We start from the raw sequence: 13,072 nt of genomic DNA, 5'->3' as shown, positions 1-13,072 counted from the left end.
TGCTCCCCTTTTTTACGGTATTACTCATGTACAATACCCAATTTACACTGATGTTGTTAAATATCTTCCTCTTTCCAAGTTGAACAGTTCAAACTCTAAATTTCACTGTAGTAAATTGAAACTTTAATTAGTAGAGCATCACCTACTGGTTATTAACCCACACCAATCGGTTCACCCGCAATTTGTATGATAGCAGTGAAAGAGTTTGGCTGGAGAACTTGTGCTGGCATTGTTTTTTGATAACCACATTCTCTTCATATTTCTCGATAGGATCGATCATACTTAATATAGCTCTTTACTAATTAGTAAAGAGCATCGAATCGTAAATGTTGCTATTAGAGAAAATCATAGCGATATAAAAATATATTAAATTGATCTTCCTTTGGTCCAAAATGAATGGCTTTTTCTTGTACACGTTTGAAGTTTTGCTTGTCATAAAATCCATAGTTGCATGCATTATCTGTATATAAATATAAGGATGTCACATCTTCTTTTGTCATATATTGGAACAATTCATTCATTAAAGTTTTCCCAACTCCAAGACCTCTAGATTCTTCGGATACGATGAATAATTGTATACAGCCTTGAAAATGATCTTCTTTTCCTTTAATTAGTTCTTTATATGTTTTTTGAACTTTTATAAATGCTTTTAAAAATTCTCTATTCTCTTTATTAGTCATGAATAGTTTAAGCGTGTTATAGGCAAAGCTAAAAGTATTATGAAATTTCTTTAAACGGTTTTTATCCTTTTCGGAATCGCCTAAAATGACACCAATAATTTTATTATCTTTTTCAGCTACCTTGCTAAAGGAACTTCCTAAAATACAACTTTGTAGATAGAAGTTTAGTAATGAATTTAAAAATTTTTTATCTGTAATGAATTGATTAAATCCAAATGCCTCGCCAATTAAATGTTTTATAGGCTCATAGTCTTCCTTAACAAGACTTCTATATTTTACTGTGTTCATAATTGTATACTCCCTTTATCAATGTAAATAACTTATTATATAAATAGTAAAGTCTCCTCTAAGGGGAGAGTCAATGGTAGTGAGGGAAAAAATATAAAGGAAGAGATTAAAGTGAAAAAATTCTTTTCTATTGGAGAAGTTGCAAAAATAAAGGATATAACGATAAAAGCATTAAGGTACTATCATAAAATGGGGATTCTTATTCCAAAACATATTGATGAATCAACTGGATATAGATATTATTCTATAGATCAATTTATTCACATTGATATTATAAAAAGCTGTAGAGAGTTAAACACCAGTATAGTAGAACTTCAAGAGATTTTTAAGGAATGTAATACGGATAAATTGCTGCAATTTTTACAATTAAAGAGAGAAGAAGCGGAAGAAAATATAAAGAAAATGAAAGAAGTAATCGAAACGATTGATTGTTTAAATGCGAAAGTAGGGAGTTCACAGGATATATTAAAGAATGATGAAATATCTATTCAGTTCTTTGAACAGCGTTATGTAATTGTAGCCCCTTGTAAAGAAGTGGGGAGTTTACAAGAGTTACTTTATTATTCCGATTTAGAGAAAATCATTCAAAATTATGAAGGGAAAATGTCAATGGAAATGGGGATTCTATACAATGTAAATGAAAAGTGGGATGTAGAACCAAAGTATGTTTTTAATAAGGTGCAAGATAATGTACATATGGAAGAGGAGCAAAATATAAAAATATTACCGGGCGGGAAATATTTAACATTAGCGTATAGTAAAGAGAATGAAGAGGAACGTAGAAATACCATGATTAAATATGTAAAAGAAAACAATATAGAAGTGGAAAGTTTTATTGAAGTGGAGTTAGTTAATGATGTTTTTAATACGGAGTCTTATAGTTGTCAACTTCAAAGTTTTATAGGGGATAGTGAGAATAAGAAGTTTTGATTTCATAATTTGATGTATGATACCCCGTAATTTACGGGGGTATCATACATGGTGGAGAGCTTATTATTTACGTGAAAAACCTTCTTCGTCAAGGTATTCCGCAGCTTCTGGATAAGAGTTGAATGTACCGTCTAAGTTTACACCAGCGTAAACGTTCCACATGTCATCCTCAGATATAAGAGTAAGAATATGACCATCTTCGTTATGCCATTCTTCTTCTTTCGCAGGTTCTGCAGGAACTACTATTTCTTCTTGTGATAGTAGTTCAATGGATTGCTCAATTACTGAACGTAATTCCTCTGCTGAAAATTCACGGATGTTAATCATACCTTTGTCGTCCGTTTTGTAGCCTTTAATACCGCTTGCGTATACAAATCCGTTTCCGTTTGGATGTAAATGATATACAACGTTCTTTTTATCTAAACGACTTTCTTCAAAGTGAAAGTTTACGCGTTTTAATGATACGTTCTTTCTTTCTAATTCTGGGAAAGATTCAATAATCGATAATTTTTCTTCAAAAGTTAGCATAGTGCCTCCAAGTGTATAGTAAAAGATTTAATTTGTTCATTATAGCATAGTTGTAATTGTTTCCAAAGGTAAGGGAGAAACTTTTCATTGAATACGTTTACTTCACGAGACTGTAAAGAGTTTCTTATAAATACGCTAACGAATGAATCTTTTTGGGTGTACAATGGAACGTGGACTTTATATGAAGGTGGTTTTTTTATGATTCAAAAAATAGCAAAGGAATGTTTAGCAGGGTTTACTGTTGCGATTGTTGCTTTGCCGCTAGCAATTGCATTTGGTATTGCCGCGACGGGAACGTCTGAAGGGGCACTAGTTGGATTGTATGGTGCGATTTTTGCAGGTTTGTTTGCGGCGTTATTTGGCGGCACACCAGGGCAAGTAACTGGACCAACTGGGCCGATTACAGTTATTGCAACAGGCGTTATTGCAACTTACGGATTAGAAGCAAGTTTTATTGCATTTATGATGGCAGGGGTATTTCAAATTTTATTTGGTGTATGTAAGCTTGGCTCTTACGTTCGCTATATTCCGTACTCTGTAGTTTCAGGGTTTATGAATGGGATTGCACTTATCATTATTTTAGGTGAAATGAAGCACGTACAAAATAGTTTTCTACTTGTGTTATTAACGATTATTGTAATGATTGTTTCTGGAAAATGGATTAAGGCGATTCCATCAAGTTTAGTGGCATTAGTAGGTGTTACAGTAGCGTTGCCGTTATTTTCATCTATGCTACAAGGACTTACAGTACACTTACCGGTTGTAGGAACTATTTCTTTAAATAAGGTAATTGAAAAGATAGGTACAATTCCGGAGGCGATGCCAGCTCTTCACGTACCGGCTTTAAGCGGATCGGGAATGTTGGAACTTGTATTACCAGCTCTAAGTATTGCTTTACTAGGATCCATTGACTCATTATTAACGTCTGTCGTAATGGATAATGTGACAGGGACACGGCATAAAAGTAATAAAGAGCTAATCGGACAAGGTATTGGTAATATTGCGAGCGGTTTGTTCGGAGGATTAGCAGGAGCAGGGGCGACTGTTAGGTCTATTGTAAATATAAGAAGTGGCGGGAAAACGGCACTTTCAGCTTGTATGCATAGTGTCATATTATTTATTTTCATTATGGGACTCGGTTCGGTGGTACAATATATCCCACTTGCTGTATTATCAGGTATTTTAATTTTAACTGGTATAGGGATGTTTGATTGGGAAAGTATGAGGAAAGTGCACGTAGCCCCAAAGGGTGATGTTATTGTTATGTTCGTGACGATGTTTGTGACAGTGAAATTTGATTTAATGGTTGCTGTTGCGTTTGGTATTATTCTTTCTTTCATTATATATATGGTGAGATGTAAAGAACGGAAAGCTTCTATTATAAAAGAAAAAGAAGCGACGTACACGATTCAGGGATCACTTTCTTTCCTATCAGTAGATCGTATTTTTACTTCTTTACAAGATGTGAAGTCACCGGTTGTTTTACGTATGAAAGATGTACGTTATATGGATGTATCAGGAGCTATGGCGTTATTAAACTTTGTTGAGCAGTCAGATAAAGTAGGAGCGAGTGTGACGCTTGAAAATGTGCATCCACATGTTGAAAAGACGATAGTTATGATGGCGAATGATGAGCAAAAAGAGAAACTACAGTTTTTAGAAGTTAAGGCAGTATAATAATAAGAACCTTCACACGAGTTGCGTTGTAGAGTGTGGGGGTTCTTATTATTTATATATGTGTTGCTTATGTGGAGAATCCTTATGTCTGGATTTTATAAATCTGTTGAGCATCAATTAGATCATCTAACTTCTAATTATATTTAGGATTTGAGAAATGGCTACCTTCACAAATTAATTGTGTACGGTTAACGAAATTATAAACTTAAGATGATTGAATAAGTCACATTGCGTCTGTTTTTTCAGATTTCTCAACTTCCTCTTGAAAAGGGAATTTTAAGAATTATTTTACTTAATTTAGCGTGTTGCAAACAATCCTCTTACTGACAAGAGCTACAGTATATTACAGGTTTATCTTGAATAAGTAAAAGTAGTAAATTTAAGGGAAAATAGGATGGAAATAATCTTGTTTTGTACATATTATATTTGGAACGAGAGTATTCAATATATAAGAAATTTGGTATGATAACTAAATGAAATAGAGTGAAGTTTCTCTAGATTAAGCAAGAATACTGACTTGATATTTATTTAAATCATATTTGAAAGAAAAGAGATAGAAGATGAATAAAAAGTTTGTAAAAGGCGCTGCAATTTTAACCATTACAACGTTCCTATCGAAAGTGGTGGGGAGTTTTTTTCAAATTCCATTGCAAAATATAGCGGGAGATGAAGTACTTGGGATTTTTCGCCTCGTTTTTCCTGTATATATGATAGCCTTAACTTTATCAGTAGCGGGGGTTCCGCTAGCAATATCCCAGCTAATTGCTGAACTTCATGAAAAAAATGATCGGGACGGAATTGCTAAATTGTTTACGTCCGCATCTATTATCGGTGTTATATGTGGGATATTCGGATTTTTAATTATTATCATTGGATCGAGTAGTATTGCAAATATGCTTGGTGGACAAGAGACGAGGCTACCATTAATTGTTACTTCATTTGCCTTGTTAATCGCACCATACATGGCAGTGTATCGTGGATATTTCCAAGGATTTGGAGATATGATACCTACGGGCGTATCACAAGTAATTGAGCAGTTGATTCGCGTGTTCTTTATGCTAACGATTGCTTATGTATTTGTATATTTGAATAAAAGTAGTGATATCATAACAGGTGGAGCAATGATTGGCTCTTGCTTTGGCGTTATTACGTCACTTATATATTTACGAGTAAAATATGTGAGAAGCACGTATCGTTATAAGAGTAAAACGTATTCGTTACAAGACTTTAAGAAAAACGCGAAAAAAATACTCCGTGTTTCAATTCCCATTGCCATTGGAGCGTTATCTATGCCGGTTTTAAATTTAGTTGATTCCGTAACAATTCCACATGTACTACATGAATCTTCGGCAACTATTCAAGAGCAATTCGGTATATATAGCCGTGGTTTTGCATTTACGCAATTAATTGTTGTACTTGCAAGCGCAATGGTATTTCCATTAATTCCATTATTAACAGCTGCTTTAACAAAAAAAGATATAGCTTTAGCTAAACTGACAGTAAAGCGCACAAATGAGTTTGCGCATGTTTTAACAATGCCGCTAACGATATGGCTTATGGCGCTCGCAGTACCGCTTAATGTTGGATTATTTACAGACACAAAAGGAAGTGGCATGCTAGCCATTTTAATTGGTAGTTCGTATTTCACATCACTTACGGTATTATCAATAGGAATTTTGCAAGGGATTAAGCGTTCAATGCAAGCGGCATGGATTATCATTGGTGCGAGTTTCGTAAAAATTATTTTAAATATAACGCTAGTAAAACAAGTTGGTATAAATGGAGCAGCGTATAGTACTCTAATCATATATATACTGATTTGTATCGCGAATTACATTTATATTAGAAAAGACCTTTCCTATCCAATACATATAGGGAAATTTATAGCGGTGATTGTAGTATCTAGTATTTTAGGGGTAGCATTATACTTTGTGTCTACACTTATCAATGTGACAGATTCTAGACTTTTTGCAATGATATATAGTGCTGTAGCGCTAGGAATAGCTTCCTTGTTATATGGCGTATGTGCGTTGAAATTAAACTGGATATCGAAAGAACAAATTCCGTTTTTACGTAAATAAATTCGATTATTATAGAAAATGAACAGCATTATAAATAAGTATGGTTTGTTATATGTTTTTAAAAGAATTCAATTTGAAGTTATCAAACCTTTCTCGGTAAGGAATTAATAGCAATTTGTTTAATTACAAAAGAGCTGATTGTGAAACGTTGGAGGAGGCTAAGAGTGCGGTTAGTTTTATCAGGATATTATGGTTTTTATAATGTTGGGGACGAAGCAATTTTACAATCAATTATTAAAGCGCTGCATGAAGAGGATCCTACTCTTGAGCTTGTTGTACTTTCTAATGACCCCGACTATACAAGGGAAATGTACGGTGTAGAGGCGGTAAATCGTTGGGATATAGGAGCGATTTACCGAGAAATAAAGAAAAGTAATGGTTTAATTAGTGGAGGCGGTAGCCTCTTGCAAGATAAGACGAGTATAAGAAGTATTCTATATTATACAGGTATTATGCGGTTGGCTCTTTTGTTGAAAAAGCCGTATTATATTTATGCCCAAGGAATCGGGCCTATTACGAAGAAGCGAAATCGTTTATTGGTGAAATGGCATATATCAAAGGCTGAATATATATCAGTGCGTGATGAAGACTCTTTTTTGTACTTAAAAGAAATTGGTATTAAGAAAGACATCGAACTTGTTCCAGATCCAGTATTAGCTTGTATGCCAGAAAAAAAGAAGACCAATTGGCTGCAAAAACATTCTTTACAAGGGAAAGTTGTTGCGGTTAGTGTACGGTACTGGGATGCAAAAGAAAATTATATGAAGAAGTTAGCAGACACGCTAAAAAGACTTAAGCAAGAGGGATATCATATTTTATTTGTACCGATGCATGGTCCATTTGATCAAAATGCATCAAGGGAAATCATTAATTTGATGGGAGAAGAAGCACACATGCTCCCTTATAAAATGGATATTCATGAAAAAATCTCTATTTTATCAGAATGCTCCTTGCTAATCGGAATGAGACTCCATGCTCTTATATTAGCGGCAGTTGCTAATACTCCGATGATTGGCATTTCATATGATCCAAAGATCGATTCATTTGTACAACAAGTAAACCAACCGAGTATTGGGAGTGTAGATGGAGGCTGGACGCCAGAGACACTATATAGCATGGCAATCAACCAAATAGAACAAAAAGAATATATACAAGAAACTTTAGGACAAAGGGTAGAGGAATTAAGAGAACAAATTTCAAGAGCATCCAAACATATTATTAATGACTTACATGCAAAAGAGTCTATAAAAAGAGGGATGTAATCTTAGTTTTAGAGAGGTAGAGGGACATTTCCTAGCTCTTTCTCCTTTTTGTAGTTGAAGGTACAAGTGAAATAATAACAATGTCGAAACCCATAATAGTTTAATTTATTATTTCCCACAAATAGCGGAATAAATAAAGAAGAAGCCTCTTGTAAATTGGTTACAAGAGGCTTCTTTTAGTTCTTAAACTTAAACATTTCACCACTCAAATTCGAATCACTATACACAAACAACACCATATTAATATTGTTGTCTTTAATGTATTGATATACATCCTTTTCGTGATAGTGACGGAGGTCGAGGATGGATGTGTGTTTAAAGCTTTGTGCTAAGTGAGGCACGATTGCGTTTGCGAATGAATCTTTTAGGACTAAAGCTCGTACATCATTTGGCGCATTGTTATTTTCGATGACGATTTCTGGATAGTCGTTTGTGTAGTAACCTGCGTATGATGTTGTATCATTTTGTTTTTCTACGCCATATAGTTCATCCAATGTGTGATATACAGTGCCGTTTACATCTTTTGCGGTTACGCTTGTGAAGTTGAAACCGCCTTTCGGTGTGTAGTAGCATAGTTTTTCACCAGTCGCATCGATCAGTTGGTATAGCTGGTTGTTAAAGCTTCCGACTAGATGTTTATTTGGAGCGCACGTACGAGTGTAATCTTCTTTTTTTATTTCTTTTCCTTTATATATAGAAGATTGTTGCCCGATTGTGTTCATTATATATTGATAGCCTAAGAAGGCACCATCCATATTCCAGTGATGGTCTGTTTTGAAGTACATACTTTGTATTTCTTCATTTGTATAGTTGTGCTTAAAATAATCCATAAGTTTAATTGGCTTTACGTCCGCTGGAAGTTTATTTAGAAAATAATTTAAATTTTCCTGTGCATATGTGTGAATATAAGAAGGCAATTTAAATGATAATGCATTCGTTTTGGACGGTGGTAAAGCAAAGTAAAACTCAATATTTTGTTCTTTTAAAAACTGAGATAAGTCTTTTACAGCTGGCATAGCTTGGTCAATCTCATTATATTTTGTAGTCCAAGCTGGGTTTTTTAGAAGCCATTTATCATCAGTTAGAATAATATCGTTAATGAGAGACTTGCCCATTTTAATTTGGGTAAGTGTATAGTTTTTAATGAAATCATCTCTTCCGATTAATTGATCGTTTGTATATGTCTCAAAGTCTTTAAAGAAGCTGCCTTTTGCGAGGGCTTCTTTTGTAAGAGTTGGTTTTTGAGCGAGCGGACGATTTTCAACGGGCGAAATTGCTCGGTCAGTTTTGAGAAGCGATAATATGCCAAATGAAAAGATAATGGTGAGAAAACCGATAAATAGGACGATGTTCCCCAATTTTTTCATAATAACTTTTCCTTCCTACATAAGTTAAAACCTGAAGTAAATAAATGGATTATACGTCGAATTAATTAAATACATAATCGAAATCATAAATAATGTGAGTAATAATATAGGACGTACAACTTGCATCGTGAACATATACGTTTTGGGCGCAAGTTCTAATATGTTTTTAACACGTTTCAAAATTGGTGTCGCTGCGATAAAGGCAATGATAAATACGATAATGTATTCATGTATATATAGCATTGTGTTGTCATCAATGAAAGATTGTCGCTGCATGCCAAACATCGCTTTTAAATATTGGAACGAGTAAGCGAAATTATCAGCTCGGAAGAAGACCCAACCAATCATAACGATGATTAGTACATATGCGTGTTGCAGCGGTTTCCATAGCTTATTTAATATTTTCTCAAATCCAGCTTTTTCAATCGAGATAATAAAGCCGTAATATAAGCCCCAGGCGATAAATGTCCAGCTTGCTCCGTGCCATAAACCGGTTAATCCCCATACGATGAAGAGGTTACGGTAATTTGCTAGTTTTGAAACACGGTTTCCGCCGAGCGGAATGTATATATAGTCGCGGAACCAAGAACCTAGTGTAATGTGCCATCTTCTCCAAAATTCTGAAATGGATTTCGAGATGTACGGATAATTGAAGTTTTTCGGGAAATCAAATCCGAACATTTTTCCAAGTCCAATTGCCATATCAGAGTACCCTGAGAAATCGAAATAGATTTGAAGAGTATAGGTGATAATACCAATCCAAGCCGTTCCAACGCTTATTTCAGACGGTGGTAAGGCGAAGATTTTATCTGCGACAAATCCAACTTGGTTGGCAATTAATATTTTTTTCGCTAATCCTAAAACGAAAATTTGGATACCTTCTGTAAATCGTTCAAAAGAATGGATGCGCGTTTTAATTTGTTCAGCAACGATATTGTAACGAACGATTGGTCCGGCAATGAGCTGCGGGAAAATTGATATATATAACGCTAAGTTAAGTGGATTTTTTTGAACATCTCCATCTTTACGGTATATGTCAATAACATAGGACATCGCTTGGAACGTATAGAAAGAAATTCCAATCGGTAGTGGAATAGGTTCCACATGAATAGATAAATGCAAAGTTTGATTCAAAATGTCTGTGAAAAAGGAAATATATTTAAAATAAGAAAGTAATAAAATATTTCCGACCACAGCCATAATTAAAAATGTGACTTTCATATTTTTTCGTTTATCATAATGATGCACGAGTAGGCCGAAGCAGTAGTTTAATAAAATAGAAAAGAGCATTAAGAGGACGAATCGTGGTTCTCCCCATGCATAGAAAATTAAACTAAATGCAAGTAATACGAAATTACGTAGCTCGGCACGCACTATAAAATAGAAAAATAATACGAGGGGTAAAAAGATAAATAAGAAAATAGAACTACTAAATACCAAAGGACTCTCCTCACTTTTTTCAAAAATACATTTCGTGCAAAAAACCGACATTCCTATTATATATTTTTTTATATAAAAGCGCCTTTATTATTTTGGCATATTAATAATTCGATTAAAATGATTACTATATATAATAGAAGAAAAGAGGGACGGAATCCTTTTGACACTCATTATTTGGATAAGATAAGATGAATAAGGTGTGATTTGTTTAGAAGGGAAGAGATGGTGTGTTATTTAACTCGTTTGAGTTTATTTTTTTATTTTTACCGATAGCATTTCTTTTATATTTTCTATTAAATAAATTTGGACATGCTACATTAGCGAAAGCTTGGCTCGTTGCGGCCTCTTTATTTTTCTATAGTTATTGGAATGTGAAATATTTACCGCTTATGTTAGTGTCGCTCATTGTGAACTACTTTATCGGAATGAGGCTCGTGAAGCGTAAGAGTAAATTTCTTTTAATAGTAGGGTTAATATTTAATATTGGGATGCTTAGTTATTTCAAGTATTATGATTTCTTCTTACAAAATGTTAATGCATTAATTGGAACTCATTTTACATTATTATCATTAACGTTACCGCTTGCGATTAGTTTCTATACGTTTCAAAAGATAGCATTTTTAGTAGACACGTATCGCGGGGAAACGAAGGCATGTCATTTTCTTGATTACGCATTGTTTGTAACGTTTTTCCCGCAGCTTATTGCAGGACCGATTGTACATCATGCGCAAATTATGCCGCAGTTTGCTGATGATAGTAAAAAGCGTTGGCAATCGAAGTATATCGTTCTTGGGATTTTCGTATTTGCAATTGGTATTTTCAAAAAAGTAGGTATTGCAGATGTATTATCACCCCTTGTACGTGAAGGGTTTGATGTGCAGCAATCATTAACATTCGTCGAAGCGTGGCTTTCGTCGTTAGCGTTTACGTTCCAATTATATTTTGATTTTAGTGGATATAGTGATATGGCAATTGGAATCGCCTTAATGTTCAATATTAAATTACCTCAAAACTTTAATTCACCATATAAAGCAGTGAATATACAAGATTTTTGGCATCGTTGGCATATGACGCTTAGCCAGTTTTTAACGAAGTATGTATATATTTCTCTAGGAGGAAATCGAAAAGGGATTACACGTACATACGTGAATATTATGATTGTATTTTTAATAAGTGGACTTTGGCATGGAGCTGGTTGGACATTTATTTTTTGGGGCTTCCTGCACGGCGCGGCTTCTGTTATTCATCGCTTATGGAGTAAAGCGGGAGGGCGCATGCCAGCCTTTGCTGGTTGGCTCGTTACGTTTTTCTTTATTAATATAACGTGGGTATTCTTTAGGGCAACATCTATGCATGATGCGGTGAAAGTGTTAAAAGGAATGTTTGGATTAAATGGATTCGAATTAGCAAATAGCGTATTCCCAGCATTTATAATAGAGAAGTTGCAATTTTTAAAAGAGTACGGTGTTTCATTTACAGAAGGGTACCATGTATCTTTATTAGATCCGAAAATGGTAGCGTACATTTTTGGGGCGTTATGTATTAGTTTCTTCTTGAAAAATTCGATTCAGTTAAAAGATTCATTCCGTCCGAATGTATGGACCGCTTTATTTACTGCAATATTGCTCGTATATAGCGTGTTACATTTAACGAGTATTAGTGAGTTTTTATACTTTAATTTCTAGGTGGAGAATATGAAAAACAAACAGTGGCTTATTTTCGTCTTTGTATGTGTTTTTGTTCCTCTTGTAGGTGTTGGGATATTTAATAGCTATATAGATTCACTTTGGTTATTCCCGCATAAAAATAAGTGGAATGATGTTCAGTTTGGGTTTAACGAGAGACAGCAGAAAACGAATTATATAACATACCGTCCGTTTACATATGATGGAGTTATACTTGGAAGTAGTAGAACGACTTTTATTAACGAGAATGACTTCACCGGGTTAAACGCATTTAATTATGCGGTGAGTAGTACAGACCCGCGTGAATATGATGCGTATATTGAATACGCGAAAAAACAAAAAGGCAGTGAATTATCGTCAATTGTACTCGGTTTAGATTTTCTTGGAACGAACAAAAATAGAGAAATCGGCTTTGATAAACCAGAAGTGTATATTAATCAGGCGCAAAGTTTATTGTACCCGATTAAATCGTATGTGAGTATGGACGGGATTACCTATTCAAAGAATACAATCGAAAACTCTATCCATCATAATACGGCTATTGACTGGTACAATCGAGAGAATGTAAAGTCAATGCGTGATTATACGAAAGAAGAACGCGATGCACAAATAGCAGCGCAAGTAGATAAGTTTAGTAGAGAGATTTACGGCGGGAATTATGAGTATCAAAATATGAAAGAAATATTAGGAACAGTAAAGGCTCATAATCCGAATACGAAGTTTTATATTTTTACAACGCCTGTTTCAGAGCCTCTGTTCCGTACGATGATTCAGTCAGGGCGATGGGAAGATTATAAAAGATGGCTTCATGACGCTGTGGATGCATTTGGAGAAGTTCATCATTTCATGTATCTCAATTCCGTTACAAAGAATTTAGACAATTATATGGATGGGCATCATTTCAGACCGGAAGTCGGGCAGATGATCGCGCATAAAGTTGTGAATGAAGAGGATAGCAATGCCCCGAAAGACTTCGGTATTGTGATTACGAAGGATAATATAGATGAGGTGTTAGAGCAGATTCATGCATCTTTTCAATAGAAAGAATTAGTACTTTGAATACTAGAGGCGGTAAGGGAATGGTAGGACAAAAAAACGCTTAGAGAATTATTTCTCTAAGCGTTTTTTTATTCA

At 34.6% G+C, this 13,072-nt stretch carries 10 protein-coding genes; 6 read left to right on the top strand and 4 right to left on the bottom strand.

The features are described 5' to 3' along the window. Positions 1-335 precede the first annotated feature (335 nt). The gene (locus ACTFQM_RS10770; protein WP_440034288.1) at positions 336-968 is read right to left on the bottom strand and encodes a GNAT family N-acetyltransferase; all 633 of its coding nucleotides are present in this window, start codon (positions 966-968) and stop codon (positions 336-338) included. Between the two features lie 111 nt (positions 969-1,079). Here ACTFQM_RS10770 and ACTFQM_RS10765 point away from each other — a divergent pair, with 111 nt between their 5' ends. Then, entirely contained in the window at positions 1,080-1,898 is an 819-nt protein-coding gene (locus ACTFQM_RS10765) for a MerR family transcriptional regulator (RefSeq protein ID WP_440034287.1), read from the top strand. Positions 1,899-1,961: 63 nt separating this feature from the next. On the opposite strand, the gene ACTFQM_RS10760 is transcribed toward ACTFQM_RS10765, so the two are convergent. Next, on the bottom strand, positions 1,962-2,426 hold the full coding sequence (locus ACTFQM_RS10760) for a hypothetical protein (RefSeq protein ID WP_002170575.1): 465 nt from the start codon (positions 2,424-2,426) through the stop codon (positions 1,962-1,964). A gap of 198 nt (positions 2,427-2,624) precedes the next feature. On the opposite strand from ACTFQM_RS10760, the gene ACTFQM_RS10755 reads away from it, so the two are divergent. From ACTFQM_RS10755 to csaB, 3 genes are all read left to right on the top strand, one after another. Then, on the top strand, positions 2,625-4,103 hold the full coding sequence (locus tag ACTFQM_RS10755; RefSeq protein WP_328065064.1) for a SulP family inorganic anion transporter: 1,479 nt from the start codon (positions 2,625-2,627) through the stop codon (positions 4,101-4,103). Positions 4,104-4,663: 560 nt separating this feature from the next. Then, positions 4,664-6,184: a putative polysaccharide biosynthesis protein gene (locus ACTFQM_RS10750; RefSeq protein ID WP_440034286.1), complete on the top strand. Its 1,521-nt coding sequence runs from the start codon at positions 4,664-4,666 to the stop codon at positions 6,182-6,184. Between the two features lie 164 nt (positions 6,185-6,348). Continuing rightward, on the top strand, positions 6,349-7,446 hold the full coding sequence (gene csaB / locus ACTFQM_RS10745; RefSeq protein ID WP_440034285.1) for a polysaccharide pyruvyl transferase CsaB: 1,098 nt from the start codon (positions 6,349-6,351) through the stop codon (positions 7,444-7,446). A gap of 176 nt (positions 7,447-7,622) precedes the next feature. Here the strand turns inward: csaB and patB1 are convergent, their stop codons facing one another. Both patB1 and ACTFQM_RS10735 read right to left on the bottom strand, forming a co-directional pair. Next, on the bottom strand, positions 7,623-8,813 hold the full coding sequence (patB1, locus tag ACTFQM_RS10740) for a secondary cell wall polysaccharide O-acetyltransferase PatB1 (RefSeq protein WP_440034284.1): 1,191 nt from the start codon (positions 8,811-8,813) through the stop codon (positions 7,623-7,625). A gap of 24 nt (positions 8,814-8,837) precedes the next feature. Further along, positions 8,838-10,253, bottom strand: a complete 1,416-nt coding sequence (locus ACTFQM_RS10735) for an MBOAT family O-acyltransferase (protein ID WP_440034283.1) — start codon at positions 10,251-10,253, stop codon at positions 8,838-8,840. 227 nt (positions 10,254-10,480) lie between these two features. Here ACTFQM_RS10735 and ACTFQM_RS10730 point away from each other — a divergent pair, with 227 nt between their 5' ends. After that, a complete protein-coding gene (locus tag ACTFQM_RS10730) occupies positions 10,481-11,938 on the top strand; it encodes an MBOAT family O-acyltransferase (RefSeq protein ID WP_327919472.1) in 1,458 nt (485 codons plus the stop codon). A 9-nt stretch (positions 11,939-11,947) separates the two neighbouring features. Further along, entirely contained in the window at positions 11,948-12,979 is a 1,032-nt protein-coding gene (locus ACTFQM_RS10725) for a hypothetical protein (protein WP_440034282.1), read from the top strand. The last annotated feature ends 93 nt before the right edge of the window (positions 12,980-13,072 follow it).

The sequence above is a fragment of the Bacillus cereus group sp. MYBK30-2 genome, from assembly GCF_051915945.1.
Taxonomy (GTDB): Bacteria; Bacillota; Bacilli; order Bacillales; family Bacillaceae_G; genus Bacillus_A; species Bacillus_A paramycoides.
Note: the sequence above shows the minus strand (reverse complement) of the source record. Positions and strands in the feature narration are given on the sequence as shown.

What these genes read in the sequence shown, in the direction of transcription:
- ACTFQM_RS10770 (WP_440034288.1), bottom strand. Translation starts at nt 968, where the DNA reads ATGAACACAGTAAAATATAGAAGTCTTGTTAAGGAAGACTATGAGCCT.
- ACTFQM_RS10760 (WP_002170575.1), bottom strand. Translation starts at nt 2,426, where the DNA reads ATGCTAACTTTTGAAGAAAAATTATCGATTATTGAATCTTTCCCAGAA.
- ACTFQM_RS10755 (WP_328065064.1), top strand. Translation starts at nt 2,625, where the DNA reads ATGATTCAAAAAATAGCAAAGGAATGTTTAGCAGGGTTTACTGTTGCG.
- ACTFQM_RS10750 (WP_440034286.1), top strand. Translation starts at nt 4,664, where the DNA reads ATGAATAAAAAGTTTGTAAAAGGCGCTGCAATTTTAACCATTACAACG.
- patB1 (WP_440034284.1), bottom strand. Translation starts at nt 8,813, where the DNA reads ATGAAAAAATTGGGGAACATCGTCCTATTTATCGGTTTTCTCACCATT.
- ACTFQM_RS10725 (WP_440034282.1), top strand. Translation starts at nt 11,948, where the DNA reads ATGAAAAACAAACAGTGGCTTATTTTCGTCTTTGTATGTGTTTTTGTT.